Annotated in this window: 22 protein-coding genes; 9 read left to right on the plus strand and 13 right to left on the minus strand. The window is 44.7% G+C overall.

All coding sequences use genetic code 11. The features are described from left to right. The first annotated feature begins 158 nt into the window (after nucleotides 1-158). Nucleotides 159-1,040, plus strand: coding sequence for a PhzF family phenazine biosynthesis protein (locus tag PUW25_RS14060; protein WP_274337226.1), 882 nt, complete (start codon nucleotides 159-161; stop codon nucleotides 1,038-1,040). On the opposite strand, the gene PUW25_RS14065 is transcribed toward PUW25_RS14060, so the two are convergent. From PUW25_RS14065 to PUW25_RS14080, 4 genes are all read right to left on the minus strand, one after another. After that, nucleotides 1,015-2,193 (minus strand): aminotransferase class I/II-fold pyridoxal phosphate-dependent enzyme, encoded by a 1,179-nt coding sequence (locus tag PUW25_RS14065; protein ID WP_205053792.1) that lies wholly within the window; start codon nucleotides 2,191-2,193, stop codon nucleotides 1,015-1,017. The two genes, PUW25_RS14060 and PUW25_RS14065, sit on opposite strands and share 26 nt — an antisense overlap. Further along, nucleotides 2,193-3,128 carry a D-alanine--D-alanine ligase gene (locus PUW25_RS14070; protein WP_047910305.1) on the minus strand — a complete coding sequence of 312 codons (936 nt, stop codon included), beginning with the start codon at nucleotides 3,126-3,128 and terminating at the stop codon, nucleotides 2,193-2,195. The genes PUW25_RS14065 and PUW25_RS14070 overlap by 1 nt, the downstream gene beginning before the upstream one ends. 32 nt (nucleotides 3,129-3,160) lie before the next feature. Then, the gene (pdxR, locus tag PUW25_RS14075) at nucleotides 3,161-4,624 is read right to left on the minus strand and encodes a MocR-like pyridoxine biosynthesis transcription factor PdxR (RefSeq protein WP_047910306.1); all 1,464 of its coding nucleotides are present in this window, start codon (nucleotides 4,622-4,624) and stop codon (nucleotides 3,161-3,163) included. 178 nt (nucleotides 4,625-4,802) lie between these two features. Then, complete coding sequence (locus PUW25_RS14080; protein ID WP_047910307.1) at nucleotides 4,803-5,285, minus strand: hypothetical protein; 483 nt, start codon at nucleotides 5,283-5,285, stop codon at nucleotides 4,803-4,805. Nucleotides 5,286-5,440: 155 nt separating this feature from the next. Between PUW25_RS14080 and PUW25_RS14085 the strand changes: the two genes are divergently transcribed. Beyond that, the gene (locus PUW25_RS14085) at nucleotides 5,441-7,102 is read left to right on the plus strand and encodes a PucR family transcriptional regulator (protein ID WP_047910308.1); all 1,662 of its coding nucleotides are present in this window, start codon (nucleotides 5,441-5,443) and stop codon (nucleotides 7,100-7,102) included. Nucleotides 7,103-7,216: 114 nt separating this feature from the next. On the opposite strand, the gene PUW25_RS14090 is transcribed toward PUW25_RS14085, so the two are convergent. The 5 genes from PUW25_RS14090 to PUW25_RS14110 all read right to left on the minus strand — a co-directional run bounded on the left by PUW25_RS14090 (nucleotide 7,217) and on the right by PUW25_RS14110 (nucleotide 13,585). Continuing rightward, nucleotides 7,217-8,512: an amidohydrolase family protein gene (locus PUW25_RS14090; protein WP_274337227.1), complete on the minus strand. Its 1,296-nt coding sequence runs from the start codon at nucleotides 8,510-8,512 to the stop codon at nucleotides 7,217-7,219. Beyond that, nucleotides 8,509-9,705, minus strand: a complete 1,197-nt coding sequence (locus tag PUW25_RS14095) for an amidohydrolase family protein (RefSeq protein ID WP_274337228.1) — start codon at nucleotides 9,703-9,705, stop codon at nucleotides 8,509-8,511. Before PUW25_RS14095 ends, PUW25_RS14090 begins: the two co-directional genes overlap by 4 nt. After that, nucleotides 9,702-10,937, minus strand: a complete 1,236-nt coding sequence (locus tag PUW25_RS14100) for an amidohydrolase (RefSeq protein ID WP_274337229.1) — start codon at nucleotides 10,935-10,937, stop codon at nucleotides 9,702-9,704. Before PUW25_RS14100 ends, PUW25_RS14095 begins: the two co-directional genes overlap by 4 nt. Before the next feature lie 32 nt (nucleotides 10,938-10,969). After that, a complete protein-coding gene (locus PUW25_RS14105) occupies nucleotides 10,970-11,956 on the minus strand; it encodes an ABC transporter substrate-binding protein (protein ID WP_274337230.1) in 987 nt (328 codons plus the stop codon). Between the two features lie 276 nt (nucleotides 11,957-12,232). After that, nucleotides 12,233-13,585 (minus strand): amino acid permease, encoded by a 1,353-nt coding sequence (locus tag PUW25_RS14110; protein WP_047910312.1) that lies wholly within the window; start codon nucleotides 13,583-13,585, stop codon nucleotides 12,233-12,235. A 303-nt stretch (nucleotides 13,586-13,888) separates the two neighbouring features. On the opposite strand from PUW25_RS14110, the gene tlp reads away from it, so the two are divergent. From tlp to PUW25_RS14135, 5 genes are all read left to right on the plus strand, one after another. After that, nucleotides 13,889-14,116 (plus strand): small acid-soluble spore protein Tlp, encoded by a 228-nt coding sequence (gene tlp / locus PUW25_RS14115; protein WP_047910313.1) that lies wholly within the window; start codon nucleotides 13,889-13,891, stop codon nucleotides 14,114-14,116. Nucleotides 14,117-14,155: 39 nt separating this feature from the next. Beyond that, the gene (locus tag PUW25_RS14120) at nucleotides 14,156-14,344 is read left to right on the plus strand and encodes a hypothetical protein (RefSeq protein ID WP_047910314.1); all 189 of its coding nucleotides are present in this window, start codon (nucleotides 14,156-14,158) and stop codon (nucleotides 14,342-14,344) included. A gap of 227 nt (nucleotides 14,345-14,571) precedes the next feature. Next, nucleotides 14,572-15,210: a nitroreductase family protein gene (locus tag PUW25_RS14125; RefSeq protein WP_047910315.1), complete on the plus strand. Its 639-nt coding sequence runs from the start codon at nucleotides 14,572-14,574 to the stop codon at nucleotides 15,208-15,210. Between the two features lie 110 nt (nucleotides 15,211-15,320). Beyond that, nucleotides 15,321-15,749: a MarR family winged helix-turn-helix transcriptional regulator gene (locus tag PUW25_RS14130; RefSeq protein ID WP_047910316.1), complete on the plus strand. Its 429-nt coding sequence runs from the start codon at nucleotides 15,321-15,323 to the stop codon at nucleotides 15,747-15,749. A gap of 30 nt (nucleotides 15,750-15,779) precedes the next feature. Further along, nucleotides 15,780-16,076, plus strand: coding sequence for a putative quinol monooxygenase (locus PUW25_RS14135; RefSeq protein WP_047910317.1), 297 nt, complete (start codon nucleotides 15,780-15,782; stop codon nucleotides 16,074-16,076). Between the two features lie 88 nt (nucleotides 16,077-16,164). Here the strand turns inward: PUW25_RS14135 and PUW25_RS14140 are convergent, their stop codons facing one another. After that, on the minus strand, nucleotides 16,165-16,845 hold the full coding sequence (locus PUW25_RS14140; RefSeq protein ID WP_047910318.1) for a CPBP family intramembrane glutamic endopeptidase: 681 nt from the start codon (nucleotides 16,843-16,845) through the stop codon (nucleotides 16,165-16,167). Between the two features lie 162 nt (nucleotides 16,846-17,007). Here PUW25_RS14140 and PUW25_RS14145 point away from each other — a divergent pair, with 162 nt between their 5' ends. Beyond that, complete coding sequence (locus PUW25_RS14145; RefSeq protein ID WP_047910319.1) at nucleotides 17,008-17,532, plus strand: hypothetical protein; 525 nt, start codon at nucleotides 17,008-17,010, stop codon at nucleotides 17,530-17,532. 53 nt (nucleotides 17,533-17,585) lie between these two features. On the opposite strand, the gene PUW25_RS14150 is transcribed toward PUW25_RS14145, so the two are convergent. Beyond that, on the minus strand, nucleotides 17,586-18,788 hold the full coding sequence (locus PUW25_RS14150; protein ID WP_047910320.1) for a hypothetical protein: 1,203 nt from the start codon (nucleotides 18,786-18,788) through the stop codon (nucleotides 17,586-17,588). Nucleotides 18,789-19,003: 215 nt separating this feature from the next. Here PUW25_RS14150 and PUW25_RS14155 point away from each other — a divergent pair, with 215 nt between their 5' ends. Continuing rightward, the gene (locus PUW25_RS14155) at nucleotides 19,004-19,762 is read left to right on the plus strand and encodes a response regulator transcription factor (RefSeq protein WP_047910321.1); all 759 of its coding nucleotides are present in this window, start codon (nucleotides 19,004-19,006) and stop codon (nucleotides 19,760-19,762) included. Here PUW25_RS14155 and PUW25_RS14160 read toward each other — a convergent pair. Further along, nucleotides 19,735-24,891, minus strand: coding sequence for a protein kinase domain-containing protein (locus tag PUW25_RS14160; RefSeq protein WP_193745983.1), 5,157 nt, complete (start codon nucleotides 24,889-24,891; stop codon nucleotides 19,735-19,737). The two genes, PUW25_RS14155 and PUW25_RS14160, sit on opposite strands and share 28 nt — an antisense overlap. 110 nt (nucleotides 24,892-25,001) lie before the next feature. Further along, a complete protein-coding gene (locus PUW25_RS14165) occupies nucleotides 25,002-26,153 on the minus strand; it encodes a hypothetical protein (protein ID WP_047910323.1) in 1,152 nt (383 codons plus the stop codon). Nucleotide 26,154 lies beyond the last annotated feature (1 nt).

The following is a 26,154-nucleotide window of genomic DNA, read 5'->3' on the forward strand; positions in this document are numbered from 1 at the left end:
GTGTGCAGACATCACTTTACACTACTTCGTTCCTTCTGTCAAAAATCCATTGACATGCTGGACAGCGAGCATGTGGAAGTAAAGGTACTCTAAGCTAAATGTCGATGATAGAATCACAAACGATTAAAACGGACGACTTACATATTACTGGAGGTTATATGGGAAATATAAAAGTTTTTCATTACGATGCATTTAGTCATATTCCTGGTATGGGAAACCCAGCCGGGGTTGTACTAGACAGTATGGATCTGACTGAGGAGCAAATGAGACAGGTGGCTGAACAGGTAGGATTTAATGAAACCGCGTTTCCGTTAAAGTCGGACTTCGCTGATCTAAGAATTCGTTATTTTACACCTGGACATGAGATCAATCTATGCGGTCATGCCACCATGGCTACCGTTTATGCCCTGTATTCATCAGGCATGCTTGGGGATAAGATGAATTTTACGATTGAAACTAAAGCCGGCGTCCTGCCGATTAGACTGAATCTGGAACAGCAACAGTTATTTATTACGATGAAGCAGGCGGCTCCCGAATTTCACACCTTTCAAGGCTCCATTCAAGAACTTTCGAATTCGATCGAAATTGAAGTCAGCGATATCGATACAGATATCCCCATCGTCTATGGCAGCACGGGAACATGGACCTTATTAGTCCCGGTAAGAACCCTGGATGCGTTCAGGCGGATGAAGCCTGAGAACAATCTTTTTCCAAGCCTACTCAAGGAAATGCCTCGTGCTTCAATTCATCCGTTCTGCTTACAAACCTATGATGAAGCTGCACATATCCATGCCAGGCATTTCTCATCCCCCTATTCGGGTACGATTGAGGACCCGGTTACGGGCACAGCTTCAGGTGTGTTAGGAGCTTACTACGCAAAATATATAAAGAATGAATCGGCTACAGCGTTTGAGCTGCTCGTAGAACAAGGTCAGGAATTAGGGAAGGATGGCCGAGTAAGAGTAAATGTGACCAGCGATGGCACGATTGAGATCACAGGCAGTGCGGTTTATGTCAATGAATTCCATGTGTTAATCTGAGCCAGCGGCTGATTCTCTCCAGCGCTTCCTCCAGCTGAATGAATGAGGATGCATAGGAGCATCGGACAAAACCTTCGCCACCACTGCCAAACACTTGACCAGGCACCACGGCTACCTTACCCTCTTGGAGCAGCCTCCCTGCAAACTCCTGAGAACTCATGCCTGTTACCGTAATGTCTGGAAATGCATAGAAGGCACCCTTCGGTTGCCGGCATGACAGTCCCATTTCACTTAAGCTCTGGATGAACATTTTTCGCCGCTCATTATATGCACTCTTCATTTCTTCTTTTTCTTCATGTCCGTTTCTCAAACATTCCAATGCGGCAATTTGCCCCATAATAGGTGCACATAAGGTCGTATATTGATGAATCTTGACCATTTCCTGCAGCAGCTCCATAGGTCCGCATAAATAACCTACTCGCCACCCCGTCATCGCGAATGCTTTGGAGAAGCCGCTGACCACCAGCGTCCGTTCTCTCATACCAGGCAGTGATGCGATACTGTCATGATGACCATCATATGTGAGTTCAGCATACATTTCGTCTGTAATCACGATGAGATTATGCTGTATGGCCAGACGAACAATCGGCAGCCAGTCTTCTTTCTTCATTACTGCGCCTGTCGGATTACTAGGAAAATTGACGATCAAGGCCTTCGTTCTCGAAGTAATGGCCTGCTCTAGTAATTCTTCGTTCAGTTTGAAATCATGCTTATCCAGCAGCTCCAGCTCAATCGGAACTCCGCCGTTTAATCGTACAAGCGGAGAATAAGCCACGTAACCTGGCACGGGTATGACGACCTCATCACCCGGTGTGATGAGTGCCCGCAGCGCAAGATCAATTGCTTCACTACCGCCAACGGTGACGAGGATCTCACCTATAGGATCATAGCTCATCTTAAAAAACTTGTTCAGGTAACCCGCAATCTCTTCCCGAAGCTCCATGAGTCCCTCATTCGGCGTATACATGGTTTTTCCGTTGTTAAGTGCCTTAACACATGCTTCTATCGCTCGCTTAGGTGTAACGAAATCCGGTTCTCCGACACCTAGAGAGATTACCTCAGGATCGGCTTCAGCTGCATTAAAAAATTGGCGAATTCCCGAGGGAGGCATCGTCTGTACGACAGGAGATAGGAAGGTGTTCTTAAGATTCATCATGATCGTTCCCCCACAATACGAAGATTCTCTCTGCTTCTATCCTCCAAGGAGGCTGTAATAATTCGTTCCAGCAGTTCTTCGTACCCTATACCCGCTGCTCTGGCGCTCTGCGGAAACAGACTCGTTGGAGTCATACCAGGAAGCGTATTTACTTCTAACACATAGACCGAACCGTCCTTCAACATAAGGTCCACCCTGGCATATGCACTGCATTTTAAGGTCAAGTAGCACTTTAATGCCACTTCATTCACCTCGTCTTGGAGCTTATCAGTGAGTTGAACGATCTGCTCTTCCGCTTCCCCTGCCTCATATTTGGACACATAGTCAAAAAACTCAGCGTTGGGCTTAATCGATATGATCGGCAGAAGCTCACCGTCTAATATAGAGCAAGTTAGCTCTTCTCCATCTATATAATGTTCTATCATGACATGACGGTCCCATCTCAATGCGGCTAATACGGCTTCCTCAAGAAGCTCAGCCGAGCGAACAATTTGAGTTCCGATACTAGACCCGCCGCTATTCGGCTTGACGACGACCGGAAATTCGATAGCTTCGGTATCTACAGTCTTCAGCTCTTCTAAGCTGCTAACAATAATCCAGTCCGGGGTTCGAACACCTTCTTGCCTCAGCAGCTTCTTACTCATGTCTTTATCCATACAAATACTGCTGGACAGCACACTGCTTCCTGTATATGGAATCCCTAATGTATCCAGTGTGGCCTGTACTCTTCCATCCTCACCAAAAGCTCCATGGAGCGCAAGCAGAGCGATGTCAATCCCTTCTGTCTTCGTGATCAGGTCACGTTTATCCTTAATCTCGATCGATATCGGACTATATTTGCTTTTATTAAGATGAACCATCATTTGCTTGCCTGTTTGTAGTGAAACTTCTCTTTCGGAGGATACTCCGCCCATCATGATGCCAACCTTCACAACAATACCTCCCTTGAATTCATACGCTGTGCTTATGACAGCAGCTTTTCCGCACAATAACCGATGATTTGAATTCCCTTCTGAATATCCGCTTCCGATACGCGTGAGAACCCCAGCCGAAGTGTATTTTGACCCCTGCCGTCTGTATAAAAAATGTCACCCGGTGTAAATAAAACCCCTTGTTCTGAGCAGAGCTTCAACAGCTCCCTTGTATCAACGCCGGCTGCAAACTCAATAAATACGTGAAGCCCTCCATCACTTGACAACTGATGTGCAGGCAGCCATTCTTGGCAGCTTCTGACGACCAGCTCATGTTTTCGCTTGTACTCCGTCTTCGCCCGTTTAAGATATTTCTCAAAATTACCGTTATATAGATACTGATACAGCAAGGATTGATCCAGCGTTGATGTGTGAATGGTTCGTGCACGCTTCACGCTCTCCAGATAATCAATCAAAGTTGAATCAGCAAGAATCCACCCGACACGCAGACCGGGAAATAGTATTTTAGAGAAGCTACCTATATAGATGACACTATTATTTCCACTACCCGCACTCACGACAAGCGGTGCAATATGCGATCCCGAATATCGCAGCTCTTCATTAAACCCGTCCTCGATAATGGGAACGTGATATTGTTGAAGAAGCCGCAGCGCTTCTTTTCTTTTTGGATGAGACATGACGATCCCCGTCGGATTATGATAAGAGGGTATAAGATAAGCCAGATCATAGGCTTGTGAGGCAAGCTCGCGTGAAAGCTCCTTGAGATTAATACCATCTCTCTCCATAGGCACTCCTGTAATCTTGTATCCATGCATCTTAAAAGCTTTGATCGCTGTATGATGAGTAGGGTTCTCGCACAGAATCCTCCCGCTTCCTTGCTTGAAGCTAGACAATACCAGACTGAGTCCTTCCGTAAAACCACTCGTCACGAGCAGATCCTTTCCCGCTAGGTCCACGCCTTTGTTCTCCATATAGTTCAGCAGATATTCGATCAGCGGTTTGTATCCTTTGGCATAGCCGTAATTCAGAAGCACGTCTCCCTCTAATGACATTCGGTCCATAAAGGCCCTTTTAACATTTTGCAGATCAAACAACTTCTCATCAGGTGCAATACTGGTAAAAGAAATGGCTTGTTTCTGTCCGCGAATGCCATGCTTCATTAGATCATGCTCTTCAGCCAGCCTGGCATAGTCGTTTAATTTCGTACTCCAGTTCATCTTTACATCGTGAGACTGAAATACAGAATTTGAAGGTGCAGCAGACGAACTAACAAAATGTCCCTGACCTTTGACGGTATAAATATAGCCATCCGCCTCGAGCTCCGAGTAAGCATTTATGACCGTATTACGGCTAACATGGAGAAGTCCGCATAGTTCACGGGTAGAAGGCAGCTTCTGATCACCTTGCAGCGCGCCTGTTGTTATTAGCCGTCTTATATAATCTTTGACTTGTATATAAGCCGGTCGGTCATTCGCTAGTACAAAATCTGAATACATTCTCAGCAGCCCCCTCGCCATCATCATCGCATATAATCTGTCTAACCACTAGATCCACGATGTCACATATTCGCCGTAGAAGTGGTTTGTTATATTATAATAAAAAAGACCTTTCGATTACCCGATCGAAGGGTCCGTTACCTTTACATTTATAGCTGTGTTTAGTAGTAATAAACGTTTATTTTTCAACCTCTATTACAAAATGATAAAATGCATCCCCATGAGATACTTGCTCATTCTCCTCATCCATCCACCAGGCTCCATATGAATAATAATAAGTGCCTTCTTGAGTCGGAGCAGTAAAGGCGTTATTTTCAATACTTACTTTCTTATGAATATTCACCCCACTATATTGCTGCAGCGAAAACTGATTTGGCTTAGGCTCATAGTTCATTACAAACTGTATCGTGGCTTCCGGTGATACTTTAAGCGGCGTTACATCTTCCAAGTGCTCGACAGGACCCGCTGTATCTACACAGACTCCCATATTATTGCTGGACCAGCAATATGTACCTAGCTTCGTATCGTAGAATTGATCTGCAATTTTGATCTGCACTCCAGGAGGCTTGTTCCCTGTAAGCGGTGAATGATTTGATGTTCCCCTTTCACAACCAGTGATGAGTACTAAGCTAAACAATATAAGACATAAAATCTTCTGCATACTTACCTCCTTCATCATGACCTGCGTTATTAAGTATAGACTACATAATTTGCAAATTCGTTCCATTCAAAATTGATACCTAACATATGTATTTACTACTTTAGGACTTAGTGCTAGCTTTGATAACAGAAGCATCGTTGGAATTGAGGTGAGTTATGAATTTAGATGAACTAATTCGCAGTGATATTTATGACGGCTCACAAATTCTTGCCGGAGCGGAAGGCTTGTCTCGTCAGGTTGAAACCGTCAATATTATGGATGCTCCCGATATCATACATTTCTTGAAGCCTAATGAACTGCTGCTCACCAATGGATTCTTTGTGAAGGCGGCTCCGGATACGCTGCCCAGGCTGATGATGGATATGCAGCAGCTGAATTGCTCGGGAATCGCCATCAAAACCAAACGTTTTGGCATCACGATTCCGGATGACGTTATTGCTGAAGCAGATCGACTGCATTTTCCAATCATTGAGATCTCTGAATCCAAATTCTCTCTGGGCGAAATATTACAGAGGTCCACGAGTCTTATACTCGACAACAAAAATGAGGAATTACAATATGCGCTTCATATCCACAAGCGCTTCTGTGATATGTCGATGCAGGGCAAGAGCATCGCTGACATCGTTGCCGCACTCTCCAAGCTGTTATCCTCACCCATTGTGCTGCTGAACGACAAACGTCAGCTGATTACAAGCTCGAAGCTCTCTCCATCCCAACTTGAGGAACTGACCGGAATGATCGCATCAGCGCTAGATTCGACTCATCTTGCTGGCGCCTCAAGTACATTTTGCTTAATCGAAACCAGGTTCCGTCACTATTCACATGTACTTCTCTATCCTGTCCACACTTACCGACTTGAAGGCTATCTTCTATCCTTTCACGGTTCCCCCTCGCCCTCAAGCCGATACGGTTTAACCATGGAGCAGGCAGTGAATGTCATCGGAATGGAGCTGACTAAAGCACAGGCCGTCAAGGAACGCTCTCGAAGATACAAGAACGAGTTCTTCTCTGATCTAATCGAAGGGTACTATAGTACAGAAGCTGAGGTGTTTCATTCCGGAAAGAAATTTGGTTTGATTCCTAATGTGAACTGGGCTGTTGCAGCTGCCAGAATGGACGAGCATGATCGTACCCGCTCCCTGCATAAGCGAAGCTCGAATCTGAATGAGCTGTCCATATCAGAACGAGACGTACAGTACGAATTCATTAAATGGCAGCTTCGCGGTCTTCGATATCCATTTAAGATGTTCACCAAGAACGACAATTTTGCAATCCTGCTCGCTGTTGACGAGATGACATGGGATGAGCCTCTTCTTATAGATGAGCTGAGAGCGAGAGTTGATGCCCTATTTAACGATGCTGGGATCAGCATATCGTTCGGAATAGGGAATCTCGTTACAAGTGTACTGGACATCGGACTTTCTTATAACGAGGCAGTCAAAGCATTGCAGTATGGCTATCAGATGAACATGAATCGATTCGTCGAATCTTTTCAATCCAAGGATACGGCCTACCTGTTCCGGCTGCTTCCTCAGGATGAGCTGCGCCAATTCTATGAGGATACATTGCGTTCATTCCATCAGGTGGACCCGCAGGAGCGCGAAGAATTACTGCGTACGTTAAGGGTATTCTATGATACCCAGTGCCAGCTCGTAGAAACCTCCAAACAGCTGTATGTTCATCGAAACACAGTCGTATACCGATTGGACAAATGTGAGAAGATCACCGGACTCCGGTTAAAGGACACTTCAACCAGCCTCCGCTTTCGAATGGCATTCGCCATAGAATCCATGATATTTCCTCATGGGGGTTCATGAGCAGCATGTTAAGAAGAACTGCGGAAGATCACGCTCGTGCTACAAGAAACAACACGGGACTGCGTAAGAAACCCGCCTGGCAGGCGGGTTTCTTGTCACAATCATTATCATTATTCAACTATAAAAGTTATCCTCAGCCCTTTTTATTGGCCTTAGTCTCTTTCCATTTTTCCAGACCGCTAAGGGTTTAGGGCGTTCAATCAGCAGTTCTCTCTCGGAAGTGACTGGAAACAGCGCCAGATCTGCAGCCTGTCCAGCTGTAATGCAGTAATTTGATATTCCGAGTGCCTGTGCTGCCAGTGTGGTCCCCATCCGTACCAGCAGCTTGGCTTCCTTCTCACTTCCCATGTATGCCGTATGAGCCAGAAGCCAGGCAATGTCCATCACGTTACCCGTGCCAAATGGCGTAAATGCGTTACGGATATTGTTAGCGCCATAGAGGACATTTACCCCTTGTTCTAGCAGGAGTCGTACCGGAGTAAGTCCACGGCGGACATTATCTGTATCCTGCCTTCCGTTCATATAGAGATCTGTCGCAGGCAAGGCAATGATATGAACTCCTGACTCAGCGATTTGCTGTGCACAGAGTACAGCTTCTTCTCTAGGCATCGCTCCGAGTGAGGTGACATGACCGGCTGCTACTCGGCCTTCATAGCCGAATTCCTTCGTTCTGCGTACAATTTGCATGATCCCGCGGTCACATGGATTTAGAGAAAAGTCGGCATGAAAATCTAGCGGGAGATCATACTCGGCGGCTAATCTAAAAACAAAGCTTAAATGTTCGTCCAGATCAGGATCCATATACGTAATTCCGCCGACAGCATCAGCCCCGAGCTTAACTGCCTCCTTCATCAACTCAGCAGTTCCTGGTGCAGCATAGATGCCTTCTTGTGGAAAGGCTACGATGTTCAAATCCATCCGGTCACTCAGTCTGTCTTTTACCTCTAGCAAGCTCTCTATTGCCGATAGACCGAGGACGGGATCTACCTCTACATGACATCTTGCAGTGGTTACTCCATAAGAGATTAGTCTATACGCTACATCCATGGATCGTGCAATCATGTCTTGCTTGGTAAAGCCTTCCTTCAGCTTGACTGTCATTGCAATTGCTTCCTGCAGCGAAGCAGCTTCCTTCGGCATTCGATCGAGAAGCATTGCCTTTTCCATATGAATATGAGGCTCTATTAATCCAGGAATCAGCAGTCTACCTGCTGCATCTACCTTCGATTCATTGGACAGAAGATCCTGCTCTAATTCGGACTTAAGTGCTTCATCATCAATAATCCGTGGTCTTACTTGATCAATATGCTCTCCTCGTAGGGTAACGTCATATAAACCTGTACGTTCTGGAAGTCGGCAGTTATAGATGATTTGGACCTCATTAAGCTCCTTACGATCATTCATTATCATCGGCTTAACGCTCTCTTATGCCTTATACCTGCCCTTGTCCCGCCCGCGATCTGGCCATGAGACACAACCCACTCCCGTTCTGGCACTTTACACAGGGCGTGCTCTACATTAATAACGTTATTCACAAGCATGAAATCGGCGCGTTCACCTAATTTGGGCTCTACTGCTCCGACTGCTGCGTATTCAAATGCTCCCAGTAATTGCTCGTCCTCAACCCAATGATATCGTTCAGCCAGTCTGGAGGTACGCTGCAGCATATCTCCATTTCCATATGGGGACCAAGCATCGAGTACATTATCGGTGCCAATCATTGTTACTACGCCAAGTGAACGAAGCAAGGGTAGATTCGGCATTGGACGGTCGATGGGAACGCTGCTGATAACGGCTACACCCTGCTCTCTTAATTTGTCAGCGAGCCTGCTAAGTTCCACATCCGAGATATGGCCCAGGCCCCAGGCGTGACTTACCGCCACTCTATCCTTGAGTCCGGCTTGGGCTGTAAACTCTGTCATCCGCTCAATGGTATATACACCAAGGTGACCGGGATCATGTAAATGAATATCTACACCCGCCTGATATTCCGCAGCGAGTCCAAAAACCTCTTCTAAGCATGGATCAATCGCTTCATCCAGCCCACCAGGGTCTACGGCTCCGACAAGATCCGCACCCATCTGCATGGCTTCTCTCATCAGCGGCAGAGCTTGTGAACGAATGAGCCCTTGCTGGGGAAAAGCGACAATTTCAATATCAACAATACCTCGATATTCCTCTCGGACTTTGAGCACAGCTTCTAATGATTCGACTCCAACCTCTTGATCTACATCAACATGGGTTCGAATCTGAGTCGTTCCTAGCTGCAGCATAGTATCCAGCATTACTCTGGCCCGTTCTTCGACGCTCTGGGTCAGCTGACCCAGCAATTCTTTCTCACGTCTCAGCTGATTAGGCAGTGTATCAATGGTTTGGCGCGAATACCATTTCGGTTCATTCAAAAAATGCTTATCCAGATGGCAGTGCATATCCTTCATGGCGGGAATGTATAACAAACCATCTGCATCATGAGTGCTTACACTAGGTGAACCTGTTAAATGTTGTTCATGCTGATAGGGAGTAATCGCGGAAAAATAACCATTCTTGATTTCTAGATTATACAGCCGATTACCGACTCTCACTTTGTTCCAAGTTGATATCAAGCAAATTCCTCCCTCTTCGTCTGCAGAACGCCTTGGTGAATGACCTTCACGGCTCGTGCTCTTCTGGCTATAAATTCAGGAGAGCACTGTGCCTCTGTCAGAATCATACTTGCATCATCACCTGCTTGCGGCCACACTCTATCGCCAGACCCGCTGAGCGGTATGATCCCTCTCGTAATGTAACTGAGCGATTCTGCTAGAGAGCGCTCATCAACCCAGCTGTTATATTCAGCAAGCCGGCTAAGACGATCGGTAATGCTCGCATTTCCAAAAGGACCCCACCAATCGAATATACTGTCACAGCCTAAATCTACCTGCACTCCCCTCTCCTTCATGTCCTGCAGGGGAGGAAGCGTCGTTCTTGCTCGCAACGTAGCAGCTGAGATTAGATGAACTCCGGATGTGGCCATCCGGTCTGCCGTTTCTCGGGCTTCCGACAGTGTGACTCCTCCGAGGGCGAAGCCATGACTAATCGCGACCCGATCTTTCCACCCTGCTTCTTCCGTAAGGGATAGCAATTTATTTATTGTGTATAGTCCCAAATAATCGGGATCATGCAGATGAATATCAATGTCTGCATTCGCTTCAACCGCAATATCCATCATATCAGCCAAGGAGCGCTCGATGTTTCGATCTATACCTCCAGGGTCCAGGCCCCCAACATGCGTGGCACCACTCTTCATTGCTTCACGCATGAGCGCTGCTGCATTTGTCCTCAATAGTCCATGCTGTGGAAAAGCAACAATTTCATACGTAAGTCGATCACGATAATCGCCTAGAACCTCCCGCAGAATCTCGAGGTGTCTAAGTCCAACATAAGGGTCGATATTCACATGAGTTCGAATATGAGTCGTACCGGCCTCCATAATTTTGTCAATCAGCAGCCGGGCAGTCGCTTCTACCGTATTAAGCTTACCAGGCAGAATCTGCGCTTCCTCTTCGAGTCGATCAAGTAAATGAGCTGCCGGCTTAACAGCCTTCCATTCTTCTCCATAATAAGATTTATCCAGATGAAAATGGCTGTCAGCGATAGGCGGAAGGGCTAGCAGACCAGCCCCCTCAATTCTGTCGTAGTCATCTTTGATCTGCTCTTCGGCTGAAACAATGCTAGCGATCTTTCCATTTTCGATGAATAAATGATATTCCTTCGTTAACGTCCTGACAGGAGTGCCATCCTCAACTTCATATCCATCTTCAAGTCTGACATTGACTAACCAATAGGCTTTATGCATCCGCTCTAGTCTCCAATCTGCTCTGTCCTCGTTTATTCAGCTTCTAAATATTCTGTTGTGAACATTTCGGTAGCCTCGAATTTTTCCTTCAGTAAGCCAGCGGTGTACAGCTGATCTATGAGTGTATTCCACCGTTCCTCAGTCATGTAACCTACTCCATGCTCTGCGGCGTCAAATCCATAAATATACTCTTTTAACGTTTGTTCTTGAAACTTCAGCGAATCGAAGGTCATATCCGGATTGAATTCATTAATGATCTTAAGAATATCGTCCGGAGATTCCTTGTAGTAGGACCAGCCTTCTACCATAGAAGACACGAAATCGCGTACCGTTTCTTCATTCTTATCTAAATATTCTCTCGTCGTGTAGAGCACATAATTATATGGATCATAGCCTGAATCCGAAATAAACTTAACTTCCGTTTCAATCCCCTGCTCCTTCATGAAATACGGTTCACCTGAGATATACACCTGTTCAGCGGACTCCTTGTCATTAATAAAATTCGTAGAATCGCCTAAGTAGGGAAGCTCTCTAACGTTGCTTAGATCGTATTGTGATTTCAAATAATCCCAATACGGTATTCCAGTTTGAATAAAGGCGGTTCGTCCATTCAGCTCTTCGAAGCTCTCAATCCCATGTCCCTTATGAAACATAAAAGCTTGCGGACTTCGCTGATTAAGCGCAGCCAGAGCGACTAGATCAATTCCTTGATTACGTGCGATGAGCACCTGATCTCCATGGGCAAGACCGAATTCTGCTTTGCCAGAGGCAACAATCTGAATAGAAGATACTTGAGGACCACCGGGCTCGATCGTCACATCCAGTCCTTCCTCTTCGAAATATCCTTGATCCTTGGCAGCATAGATCCCTCCATGCCCAGGAGCAGCAAACCAATTCAATACGACCTTTACTTCTTGGGCTCCAGAAGCATTTGTCCCCCCGCAGCCGCTTAAAGCAATGACCACAGCCACACTAGCCAGTAAACCCGTTACTTTTTGACCCAGTTTCTTGATTTCCATCGATTCTCCACCCTTTTCTCTGGAATTGATCTGTACCTTGAAGCAATTATATATGTTATATATCTTTACGTCTTTGGATCATGAATACAAAATATGGATGCTGATTTATTCAATCCGTACAAAGATATTGCCTTAAATAACTTAGAAAGTTATTTAATATAACGTCAACTTACTAGGGGGTGCGAATTGTTATATGTGATCCTTATCTAATCAGCTAGAATTGGACCACAAAAAGAGCCAAGGCATACACAGCCTTGACTCTAGTTGAGAATATCTTTAAGCTATTTTCTTCTTAAGAAGGTGATAAATTGCGATAACGATAATAAACCATACCGGAGTTACAAACAAAGCTACTCTCGTATCCTCAGCCAGCCCCAAAATAACAAGCACAAAGGCAAGAAAGGCCAAGACCAAATAGTTAGAGAACGGATACAACGGAAGCTTAAACTTATTGCTGCGTGCCAATTCCGGTTTCATCTTACGGTATCTCAAATGACTGATGACGATCATTGCCCAGACGAAGAGAAAGCACACGGTCGAAATGCTCGTAATTAATGTAAATACTCCTTCCGGCATCACATAGTTCAGAATTACGGCGATTAATATGACCGCACAAGAGAAATACAAAGCATTCGAGGGCACGCTTCTTCTGTTCAGTTTATTTAGACGTTTAGGAGCATTCTCGTCCTTCGCTAAGGAATACAGCATACGACTTGTACTAAAAATCGCGCTGTTACAAGCCGAGGCCGCAGAGGTCAGCACGACAAAATTAACGACTGCTGCTGCTGCAGTAATACCTACAGCCAGAAATACCTGTACGAATGGACTTTCATCCGGAATAATCGCATTCCATGGATAGATACTCATAATGATCAGCAGTGCACCTACATAGAAGATCAAAATTCGGATAGGGATATTGTTGATCGCCTGCGGAATGACTTTCTCCGGATTCTCCGTCTCGCCCGCTGTCAGACCAACAAGCTCAATTCCTACAAAAGCAAATACTACCATTTGAAAGGATAGTAAAAAGCCGTTCATCCCATTCGGAAACAAGCCTCCGTGCTCCCATAAATTCGCGAAGCTGGAAGGACCTTGATCTGTGGAGAATCCTCTCACGATCATCACGATTCCAATGACGATGAGGGCAAGAATCGCGATAACTTTAATTAAAGCAAACCAGAATTCCATTTCCCCAAACAGCTTCACGGTTGCCAAATTCATGATCAGCAGGATCACAAGTGCAATAAGACCCGGCATCCATTGAGGGATTTCTGGAAACCAGAACTGAGTATATAAACCGACAGCCGTTAAGTCTGCCATGGCAATTGAAATCCAGCAGAACCAGTAGGTCCAGCCCGTGACAAAGGCGGCTCCATTCCCCATATAATCTTTAACAAAATCCACGAACGAGTGATAATTCAGATTGCTTAATAACAATTCACCGAGTGCCCGCATAATGAAAAATAATATGATGCCCGTTATTATGTAAGCAAATAATATCGAAGGACCAGCCAAATGAATGGATTTACCTGCACCCAGAAATAAACCGGTGCCAATCGCTCCACCTATGGCGATAAGCTGTACATGTCTGTTTTTTAACCCTCTTGTCAAATTCTCATCCTGTACCATGGGTTAGTTTCACTCTCTTTCTCTGATGTCAATTCGGTTAGACAGCTCCATCTCCCGTTTTTATATCATACTTGCTTCCGCACTCAATTACATAGGTAAATGGAACGAATGTATCATCCATATGGGCTTATTCTCCTGTATCCTGCTTATTATTACACATTACGGTTAAGCTCATCCTTCCACCTGAATGTGATCAAAAATAGTGCTTAAATGCATAAGCGTGTCTGTCTTAAGGAAAACTTCCTAAGTAAGGATTTTGTCCAAATTCCAATCCAACATCATCATTTATGGGAGGTATTTCGTATGGCTAAGCCAGATAATCGCAAGGATAATGTAGAGCATTTGCAAAATGCAGTACAAAACACCATGGAGAACTACCGTGAGGCTGAGGGTTATCTCGAAGAGTTCGGAGATGAAATTCCTGCTCAGGAAAAAGCCCAAATTCAAGAAAAAAATGAACGCCGCAAGCATAGTATTTCCGGTTTTCGTGAGGAAATTAAAGATGAGGCTGATCATCAGTCACATTCTTAAGGTATCTGCACTTTGACTAAAGAAGGAGGTTCGCTTTATATGACAAAACAGGATCCACAAGAGCTGCTGCAGCAAAAGCACAAGCTGGATGAACAGAAAGAACAGTTTACCAAATTTGCGCGCAGTGCATCAGGTCATACGGAATTAGAAGCAGGGCAGGAATTCAGTACGGATCGCAAGCTCGATGATCAGAACCGCATGAAATCGGTCGAGAATAAAAGAGCCTGATCAGATCTATACGCGATGAGCCAAGTCGATCCAGTGTGGATCGGCTTTTTTTATGATCTCTTAAGTCTTAGAACGGCAAGGGTTTCCCCTGGATTGGTGACTTGTCATTAGAAATTAAGTATTGCAAAATCGACAGCGATATCATATATTAATTGACGTATCAACCATTGACTTATCAAATATTGAGTAGTCAACTAAATAGATAACCAAGGAGTGTCGTAATAACTATGCGTAAATATCAACAAACCAATGATTTTAACGAAATCGTGTATGGACGTCGTTCCATCAAAGTATATGACCCTGCCGTCAAGATCAGCAAAGAAGAAATGACAGAGATTTTGGAAGAGGCGGTTACAGCTCCTTCTTCAATCAATATGCAGCCTTGGCGTTTTGTGGTCATCGATAGCGATGAGGCCAAAGCTACACTTGCTCCACTCGCAAGATTCAATAAGGACAAAGTACTCTCCGCTTCTGCTGTAATTGCGGTGTTCGGAGACATGAATAATTTTGATTATGCCGAAGAGATTTATGGAAATGCCGTTGAGCTTGGCTATATGCCTCAGGAAGTCAAAGATATGCAGCTTGGCGCGTTTAAACCGATGTATGAAAATATGTCAGATCAAGCTATGCGTGATATTCTCTTGCTGGATTCCGGTCTTGTCTCAATGCAGCTCATGCTAGTTGCACGTGCCCATGGCTATGATACCAATCCAATCGGTGGTTTTGAGAAGGATCAGATTGCGGAAGCATTCGGTCTGGACAAAGAGCGTTATGTACCCGTCATGCTCATCACCATCGGTAAAGCAGCAAGTGAAGGATTCACCTCTTATCGTTTGCCTGTAGATAAAGTCGCTGTGTGGAAATGATCGGTAATTAGATGGAGAGTATGCTGTATTCCTATTCGTGTTACCTTGCACACCATGGGAATTTGCATTATATTAATTGATAGCTCAAATAATGAGTGGAGGTCAATTATATGGAATGCTCATTCTCAGAACAGGAGCACATTCTGCATCTGCTAAAGAATCTGAATAATCAGATCAGCCCCAAGTTTGAAAGATATACCGGGATCAGCTCTTCTCGATATGACTTATTATATCAGCTGTATCTTGCAGACGAGGTCAACCAGACTCACCTGCAGAAAGCGATCAATATTGACAGTGCCGCCATTACTCGTCATCTGAAACAACTTGAATCTGACGGAATGGTCGCTAGAAGACGTAATCCTTCTGATAACAGAGTAACCTTTGTTCGACTGACCGAAGATGGCCGGAAGCATATTGTGAACTACAAGAAAGAAAAGATGACATTTGTGAATCAAATGCTGAAGGATTTCAGCAAGGAAGAAGTCGAAGCTCTCAATGATATGCTGCAGCGCATGCAGAGCAATATTAGCAAATACTAACTTACTTTTAGGAAAAGGCAGGTCATCACCATGATTATCGTTCATGCTAATTTATTCATTAAACCAGAACAGGAAGCTGTATTTCTCGAAGAAGTCAAATCGCTTCTTGCAGCAACAAGAGCGGAAGAAGGAAATATCAGCTATGAGCTCATGAAATCAACGGAGCAAGAACACAAGTACACCATGGTCGAGCTGTGGAAGGATATGGAGGCTGCAGGAGCACATAATGCAAGTGCTCACTTCACTGCCTTCACTCATAAGGCAAAAGAGCTTCTAGCTGCACCCATGGAACTTCAAATATTCAGCGGCGAACCCCTGAATATATAAACTGACATTTTTATTTATGACGGTAACTTAAAAAGACCTTGGGATCATGTGTATCCCAGGGTCTTTCATATGGAACACCTCGATTTTTTTAAATGATCCCAAACAAGATAAAACCTATGGTATTGATGGCGAGGTTAGCACACATATGTACCATCCACGAGGCATAAATATTCCCGTTTCGTTCATTCAGCCAGTTGAAGATCACACCTGCGACAAAGAGACTGACAATCAGTAATACGAACAAAGCAATCGTAAACCAGCTCGTCATCATCGCAATGTGGTAGACTGCGAATGCTCCTGCGCTGAACAGGTAAGCAAACCTGCGGCCGGCAAGCTTTTTCAAAGTTAAGAACGCAAAGCCTCTGAAGAAAAACTCCTCGAGCAATGAATTGACAATCGATATATAGATGGCTACGAATACAAAATTACCCGCATTGACCCCCATATTATTCTGCAGTGCTCCCGTCACTTGGGTAAAATCAAAGTAAGGTCCAATGAGAAAGTAGCTTCCCAAAATGATGATAAATACGCCGATGCCAAGCAGCATGGCAAACTTTAGACTCTTCTTATCGAATTTGAACAGGGCTTGAAAAGAAACCTCCCTGCTGAAATAGGCGTACAGCGCCGGTAAGGTGAGAAACAGAATGATTTTGATAATGGATTTAACAGCATAATCAGGCTTGAGTACAGCATCGATATACCCCATGACGACACAGCTGAATACCACAATGAGTATTATACTTACCAGATTTTTTCTTGAGTTTAACATTAATTAATCTCCTAACATGATTTCGACAAACTTCTACATCTGCATCACTAATATGAAACAATTAAAATGTAATTTTGATAGCATTGAACTATTAATCTATTAGGATGCATCCTATATAATTAATCACTTCTATTCTACCATCTCATAAAGCGAGGAATTGAAATGAAATTATATCCAGAAATGTTCATCTCCCCCTGGCATCTAATTGTCGTTGTACTCGTCATCATTGCGTTCACTGCTCTTGTAATCGGTAAATATGATAAGAGAACTATTCTAAAAAGCACGGGCATATCCGCCCTTGTCATCTACTTCTTCGTCACGATTCCTATTGGACTGATTGTTCAGGAGAGCTCTTATAAGGAAGAAATGATGCTTGAGGAGCTGGATCAAGAGCACGCTTCTCCTGTTCACAAGTTGAATGCGGAATCGAATGATGAAGTGTACATCACAGTCGGAGCCTTTAAGGATGAAGAGTCAGCCCATGTGCTTGTATATGCCGGGAATTATTCAAACACCACATTTGATGGTGATCTAGAGGTCGTTGTATTTGATCAGGGAATGAACACTGTTTTCTCAGAAACATACGAGGGAATTCATCTGAAGCCCGGAGCGCAAAAAGAAATCGACGAGATCTATACCTCACAGCCGATGCAAACCTTCCGTTATAGTTATACTACACAACCGTAAAAAAAGAAAACGCAGTCCAATCGGTCTGCGTTTTTACTATTAAAGGCTGAGCATCACGTCATATGCTGTCCTCTGCTTGGAGGAACCGGCATGCTCTTCTCATCCCGATTTTTTCTAAGAAAACGAATTATAAAATAGGCAGGCACGATAAATATTACGGAAAATACACTTGCCACAAGTAAGCCTTGAGTCGCTAAATATGTAGGATCTGTCTCCATGTCGGAGCTGCTTATAAAGCAAAAGCCAAAGAATGAGATTCCATGGAATAATAGAATTTGCTTCCAACTCATCCATTTGACTATTATAAACATCAGAATTCCGAACATCGTTGATAAGAGAAAAGGAATCAGCATTCCGTCTGGCTCGACGCTTCCATTAACAGCTAAATCTACATACCAGACCCCAACACCATATTGTATCGGAAAAATGATCCATGCCAGCTTGCCCATGCCGCTAAAAGAAGATTTCCTTCGTTCAAGCTCCAAATGATATTCATGCCATTTTTCCTCATCCTCAAGCTCAGCCAGCTCTTCCTCTGTCGGCTCCCTAGTCTCCTCTTCCTCCACAATTCGGTCAATGAAATCCCGGAAGGCCCACTCGATGTTCCCATTAAATTCGGCACGGGTCAAATACGTGTCCGCCTTCATCTCTTCGGGTACAGGGTCCTGCTGAAAATTGACGGTAACGACGGAGGTTAATGATAGTGGAATATGCTTGGCACTGAGTAACTCAAGCCATCGATTCGCTTCCCGTTCGTCATCAAATGGAAGAGCCACAGCCATCTCCTCTGATCCGTTCTGATAAACAAAATAGAGGATCGGCAGCAGGGATATATTCTCATAGCGCTCTCCCTTCTTGTGTTTCTTGTAAATATAATTAGATGAAACAACATGACGGCCATAATACAGGTCCGTTACCTCTGAGAAGTGCAGACTTCCTTCCGATTTTTCCTTCGTATCGCGATCCCACAGTGTAAATTCCAGCCGATCCTCATGCAGTTGAAAATGATCCAAATGATTATTTCTCCATATCCATTGCTTCAATCCATTCCACAACTTAATGAAGAAAAAGATACCTGCCGGGATCGCTATAAGAGAAATTACAGACCAAACCGTGGGCCACCTTAACACAAGGATGACCGGGCCTGCCGTGAGGGAAAGAGATAAGAGCATTCCAATCACATAGAATTCAAAAATATAAATCCAGTAGGAGGGTAATACTTTCCTTTCGCTTAGCTCTTGTAATACAGAAGACATTAAGGCAGCTCCTTTATAAGATAAAGTACAATTGCAGTGAAAACCACACACTATTATACCTTCTTACCATCAAAATTTCCTTAATATCCTAATTATTTTCTTGATGAAACAGAGCTTATCAAAATTTATAGGTCATTTTATCTATAAGTTATTTCGCATCTGACACGGGTCAGGTATAATTTGACTATTAAATAATGCAAGAAGGTGAAATTAGCATGTCCCATGAATCCATTCTCGTACTGGATGACGAGCTCGAAATCAGTGAACTTATTCGATTATACCTGGAGAGAGAACAGTATCATGTAACTACGGTAAGTACAGGTCAGGCAGCGATTCAAGCTGTTTACGAGCTGCAGCCTGATTTGATTATTCTTGATATTCTGCTTCCCGACATGGACGGATTAGAAATTTGCCGTCAGATTCGAGATCATACCCCTGCCCCGATTCTTTTCTTAAGCTGCAAAGGTGAGGACTGGGATAAGATCAGTGGATTGAGTGTAGGAGCGGATGATTACATGACGAAGCCGTTTAGTCCGGGAGAACTGGTTGCCAGAGTTAAGGCACATCTTCGCCGGGTTCATCGGCAGCCTCAGTCTGTAGTCACCAGTAATGAGGTATTCAATGATAGTCATATTCTAAACTTCGGAGATTTGTTAATTAATGAAACAACGCATGAAGTACATATTCGCGGTACAGCTGTGCAGCTGTCTGCTACGGAATTCAATATCCTGCATAAGCTGGCTTGCCAGCCGGGACGTGTTTTCCCGACTGAGCAGCTGTTTGACTTTATATGGGGAGCAGACCACTATGGAGACACCAGAACGGTAATGGTTCACATCAGCAATTTACGCAAAAAAATCGAAGCAAATCCATCAATGCCGCAATACATCCAGACCGTGCGCGGAGTCGGTTATAAATTCTACGCACAGCCGGCTGCTTCAAGTTCTCAAGAAATAAAAGGAAGTTTAACATAGAACGCACTGCCATGACCCAGGGTGCTCTCTACCCAGATTTCACCGTCATGCAATTGAACGATTTCTTTGGCTATAGCAAGACCCAGTCCACTTCCACCATACTTTGAATTTCGGGATTTCGAAGCGCGATAGAACCTTTCGAATACATAAGGTATATCTTCTTCCGAAATCCCTACCCCCGTATCCTTCACCTGTACAATTAAATGATGACCTTCATCGCTAATGACCGCTGACAAAGTGATTGAACCTTCCTTGGACGTATGATTGATGGCGTTGCTGATCAGATTCGTAAATACTTGTCCCATCCGCTCCCGATCCACCAAGATGTGCATGTCTTCCCCAGGCGTTGCATCCATCACAGTAGGGTCAAGACTCACCACGTACTCAATTCCCGCCTGCTCAATATCGAGCTCATATTTCTGTGATAACCATTGTACGAATACTCCCACATGCATTGGAGTCTTGGTCATCGTTAATTGCTTGGCCTCCATTCGGCTCAGCTGCACCAAATCTTTGAACAATCTTTGTATGCTGAGAACTCTGGAATGAATTACCCTTAAATATTTGCGCTGTTGTTCTTCTTCTGTTACGACACGGTCCAGGATGGCTTCAACATAGCCTTGAATCGAGGTCAATGGTGTTCCAAGATCATGCGATATATTAGCGAGAAGCTTCCGCCGATCATTCTCCATCTGCATCAATTCTTCTGTTCGTTCTTTTACTTTATGCTCGAGAGTTGATATCAATTTCGCATGCTCGATGGATATCGCAGCCTGACCTGCCAGCATATGAACAACCATTCTCCGCTCATCGTTAAACACATGAGAGGTAAACCGGTTCTCCAAGTATACAATCGCATTTAACGTGCCTTGATGCAGAATGGGAATACACAAGATAGAGCGCACTTCATTGTTTTGTATATAGGGGTCTTTGACAAACAATCCTTGTCTTGAAGCGTCATCAAGCACTACATCTTCACTAGTTCTCGCTGTATACTGCACAATGGACAATGGAACTTCCTTATAGCTATGGATCTCCTCAGCCGCTGTATGTCGGGCTATGCCGTCTCCAACCTTGCCTCCACCTTCTCCTTCAGCTTCTACATAGAGACCCTCTGCTTGTTTAACAACGAGTACACCTCTGGTTGCTCCTGATATCTGAATCAGGATCGTCATAATTTTTTCAAGCAGAGTTTGAAGCACAATTTCCTGTGACAGCGCTTGTGAGACGCCCATTATGGCTTCCAGATCCAGAAAATCCGTCGATATGGTCGTGGTTGTATTATACGAGCCTGATTTAAATTCCGGATAAGCATCTCCGATTCTTCTCACTTTGTTCACGACACCCCACTGCTCATATAAATTGTAAGCCTCCGCCATGTACAGCCGGCCTGCCGTCATCCGGCCTTCAGCCAAACAGAAGTCTGCCATGCGTTCAGCGGCAATCGCGTTAAAATGATAAAACCCGTTAGCTCTAGCTCCCTCTACCGCCTGCTCATAGCTTCTCTCGGCCTGCTTCAACTTGCTTTCAGCACGATATCTTTCTGCTCTGACCAACAAATAGAGATGCTCATAGTTCTCAGGTGCTTCTCGCGCCCAGCGATACAATTTGCGTTCGCACTGGCGGGCTTCCTGAAGCAGGAGCTTCTTCCGATCCTTCGAAGCCTGCTCAATCAGCGAATATATCGTTAACGCCGTGTATAATTCATGTTCGACCTTATGAAACAAGCCGAATGAAGCAGCCAGCGCTCCCTTTGATCTTCTTGACATGTCATAAGCGTTTTCATAGTCACCTGATAGATAAGACAGCATCATTTTCTTCATGTAAAAGACCTGGATGACGACCTGGTTCTGAATTCCCTCGAGCTCTTTAATCCACATCTCTTCCTCGGTCTCACAATCAGACAACATTACGTTTGGACCATAGCTTTCTGTAAGGCGAATATGTGTCTTGCGTACCAATTCAATCATATGCACCGTCTCTGGATTGCCCGTTTGTCTCAAGAAAGGCAGATGCCTGTCCGCCTCTTCAATCCAACGCTCAGCAGGCAGACCGAGAAAATCGTGAGCAAGAAGGATATAGGTTACTGCATAGCCTGCGTAGACTAGATCCCCCGCTTCCATTCCAGCATGATAGGAAGTCCATAAGTCGTCGACAGTATGACGTAAATGACGTTTCCAGGGAGAAATAAATACGGCAAAGGTAAAATGTGTCTTACAGCGAAGTCCTGGATGCTTAAACTGGTTGCTAAGCTCCACCCCATAACAACCGAGCTCATAACTTCGGCTATACATTCCGTACCCCGAGCCTAACAGTAATCCCATTGCATTATAAGCGTTAGAAGATTCGGTAAAATTACCATAATGAATCGAATATTTGACGATCGTCAGCATCATATATAAATATTGAGTTGGATTAACGAAATAAGCAGAAGTCGCTGTATCCATCAGGAGCTTCATCTGACTTCTAACTTCAGCTTGAATCTCCGGAGCCCGTGAGTTTCGCTTCTCTCTACTTCCTTTTCTAACCCTTTGGTACATAATATCGAGTAGTGACAAATGCAGGGAGCCTTGACTTGGAGCCGCATTTAACTGAAGTCCAAAGATACGGCTGAGTCCTTCCATCCCCATGGATATCGTTCTTTCGTGCTGTCCACTCTGCGTATATTGATTAATCATAACGGTGTAGACCGCTGCACGGTGGGTTGAAGTCTTTGCCAGCTCGAGAATCTCTTCAAATCCTTGTTCCGTTTCTTCAAATCTTCCTTGCAGTGAATTAGACTCCCATCTCCCGAGAAATAAACGGAATGCCAGCTCGTAGGATAGCTCCCAATCCCGCTCCTCAAGAAGCTCAATTCCACTAGAATACCATTCTGCAGCCGAGTCGTATGCACCCGAGGCTTTGGCTTGCTCCGCGGCAAGCTGAAAGATCTGTGCAATGTGCAGTTTCTCGGATTTATCATTCAGCAATGATAAGCCTAGCCGGTAGTGATGTGCCGACAGGAATAATCGTTCCTCGCGATCTCCATTCGTACTGCGTTCAATAAGTCTGGCCGTCTGAAGATGAATTTGCTGCTTCTCGTCCATATTCAATAGATGATAGAAGAAATAACGAATTCGATCATGGAGGAAGATATATTCAGAGGGCCCAGACGGTGCAATTAATCTTAGATCAACCAACGGATTTAATTGAAGCTGAAGCTGCGCCTTCTCGACTTGCAACAGTTCGGCAAGAAGCTCCGAATCAAATCTGTCTGCAATACATGAAGCATACTTCAACGTCTCCTTCTCGCACTCTGCCAATTGATCAATTCGCTGCAAGAGGAATCCTGACATCTGATCGGATACCTTCCTTGTCAGCAGCTGATCCTCATCCCACATCCAAGCTCCTGAATCCTCATCCAGCCACATTAAATTTTGCTCAATGAGACCATATATAAATTGTTTCACATCAAATGGAATACCTCCGGTATATTCCATCACAATCTTCTGGAAGCGATGAGACTGCTGTATACCTAACCCAAATGTATCTTCAAGCAGTGCATTTAATATTTTTTCATCCATAGGAGCCAGTGTAATAAGTTCCGTTCTCTCTAAACGTGAACTAAGCTCTCCCACGAACCATCTGAGCAAATGCTCCTTCTCCCAATCCTCTGCCCGGTATGCTCCGATCAGCATCAGTGAAGGCGCATTGGACGCCGTCATTAAGAAGTGAAGGAGCTGCAGCGAGCCCGGATCTGCCCACTGAAGATCATCCACGAACCATACAATCGGTCTATGCTCTGCCAAGCATTCAAGCAACTGAAATACCGCAAAATGCAGACGATTCTTTGCTTCTGCAGCCGATAGAGCCGTCAGGGATTCCACCGCATCTTGGGGACCAATAATCCACTCTAATTCGGGCAGCATATGAACAAGCACACGCGTGCTCTCCTTGAGCTTCTGGGTAATACGATCCTTCCATACAGCAAGCTCATCTTCAGTTTCAGATGATAGGGAGCGTAAGATTCCACGCAATCCCTGCAGCACACCACTATAAGGAACCTGACGTTTCAAGACATCAAATTTACCGGATACAAATAGTCCTCCGCCAAGTGTAACATCCAGCATGAGCTCCTGAACCAAACTCGACTTCCCAGAACCGGCAAGCCCGCTTACCATCGCACATTCCGTGCTTCCAAACTGAAGGCGCTCATACAGCTGTCTAAGTCTGGCTGCTTCCATATCTCGCCCATAGAGACCGCTTGGTATGTAGAAGACATCCTTCTTATCTTGCTCACCAATTACAAATTCGGTTACATATCCATGCTGCTCCAGTTCATTAAGGCAGTAGGACAGATCATACTCCAAGCCTTGTGCACTTTGATATCGATCCTCCGGGTTCTTGGACAAACATTTCATGATTATGTCAGACAAAACCGAAGGAATTCGAGCATCCAAATGTGAAGGCGCTATCGGTGTACGCGCCAAATGACAATATACCCATTCCATCGGCGATTCCGCCTGGAATAAGGGAACACCAGTGAGCATTTCGTAGAAGGTTGCACCAAGAGAATATAGATCTGTTCTATAATCCACCATTCGGTTCATCCGCCCCGTCTGCTCTGGTGACATGTAGGACAGTGTTCCTTCTAATTGACCATAAGCTGTCGATCCAACATACTCAGACTGAAAGCGGCTCGCTATACCAAAATCTGTAATCCAAACACGACTGCTCTCCGGCTCTACGATAATGTTTCTTGGTTTTAAATCTTTGTGAATAATTCGATGTCGGTGTAATTGCCCTACGATGGAAGCAATAGAGATGGCAATCTCCAGAGCAGCTTCAAGCGATAGAGAATTTTCTTTAATCAATTGCTGAAGGGATACGCCATCATTATCCTCAAGCACAAGCGCATAGCCATTGTAGTACGGAATCAACTCGATCGATTTGACGATTCCTTTTATAGGTAGACTGTTGATCATATCATATTCTTGCTTTAATTTTTGCCATTCTTCAACAATAGGAGGTTCCGTTCTCGGTACTTTAAGTATGTATTTCAGATTATTCTTGCTAGAGCGTGCTCGAAAAACACTTGCATACTTCCCGTCATTCAATCGTTCGTAACCGGAATATTCGCCAATTCTCATCTTCTTCACCTTTTCACTTATACTTATGGCAGTGGTATTGAGTTCATTATACGTAAAAGCGTTGTCAGTGAGAAGAAGTTTTCTTCCATTATTCGACAAAATTCCTCTATCTACATTGCCCCCAGTTCTGACCATGACATCGAAAAATAATGATTGGATTCTCCTCTGAAGATCATCGCTTGATTCGTCGGATTGGCCATGATGTCAACAATATATCTCGCGCCGATCTTGTCCCACCGTTTAATCAAATTCCCCTCAGAGTCATACACGACAATAGCCATCCCCATTCGATGATCTGCGTAGCTGAGCGGCCAATAGGTACAGCTATTGGATCTTAAGACAGGATAGACCTCTTTGGGTTCAAGGCTGTCAGGTGAAGTCAGGCTCAGTGCCTTTAGATCTGCCGGAATTAAGGGTAGGGTTTGTATCGGAACCTGATCAATTTGAAAAAAACGCTGAGGTTTAGGTGAAGCTGTAGGGACCACATCGTCCTTCGTCCATGAGGCACGAGCTTGGTCCATCTGATCCAATTGAAGCACCGCATCTGACAGCTGAAGTGCGTTTGCTTTGGTTACAGCAGGTTCTACAAAATTCATGACCATCTGCTGCAATGTGACCCGAGTAACGGCATCCCCTCTGTCCTGCATTTGGTCTAATTCACACTTTATGTAGTGCATAGAGCGAATGATGATATCTAGTCGATTCAAGGTCAATAGCTTCATTGCTCGAATTTGATTCAGATGATGAATATTTTTGCGCAGTTTATTTCTTACCGCCATCTGCTGTGCAGCACGGATTCCAGCCGCCGCAATCGTTACAACAGCACCAGCTGTCAGCGCGCCTGCAGTCATAACGGCACTCCCCTCCGCGCCGAAGGCTGAGCCAGCGATCCCCGCTGCCCAAGCCGAATCAAATAATCCGGTTCCGATGCGCTGTACTGCAGCTGCAGCTTCAGGAGCAAACAGCTGAATTGAGCTGAACACTGCAGCCGTACACATCATTAGGCTGGATATCCTCAGCAGTGTACTGCTCGCCGCAGCACCTTGTGTCAATTCAGACACCTTCCATATATCATGGAGCTCTGCATGTGGAGCACAGTCATGCTCTGTATACAGCAGGCCCAGTTTATCATGTAGTTCATCGTTTAATTCCTTGAAATGCTTATACTTTTCCTTCATTTGGGGAAGCAGGGATTCTATATCGGTATACAGCTCAATCCACCTAGCTCTACGTTTATGATTATCCGGGAATAAATTGTGCATA

The sequence above is a fragment of the Paenibacillus urinalis genome (assembly GCF_028747985.1).
GTDB classification, from domain to species: Bacteria; Bacillota; Bacilli; order Paenibacillales; family Paenibacillaceae; genus Paenibacillus; species Paenibacillus urinalis.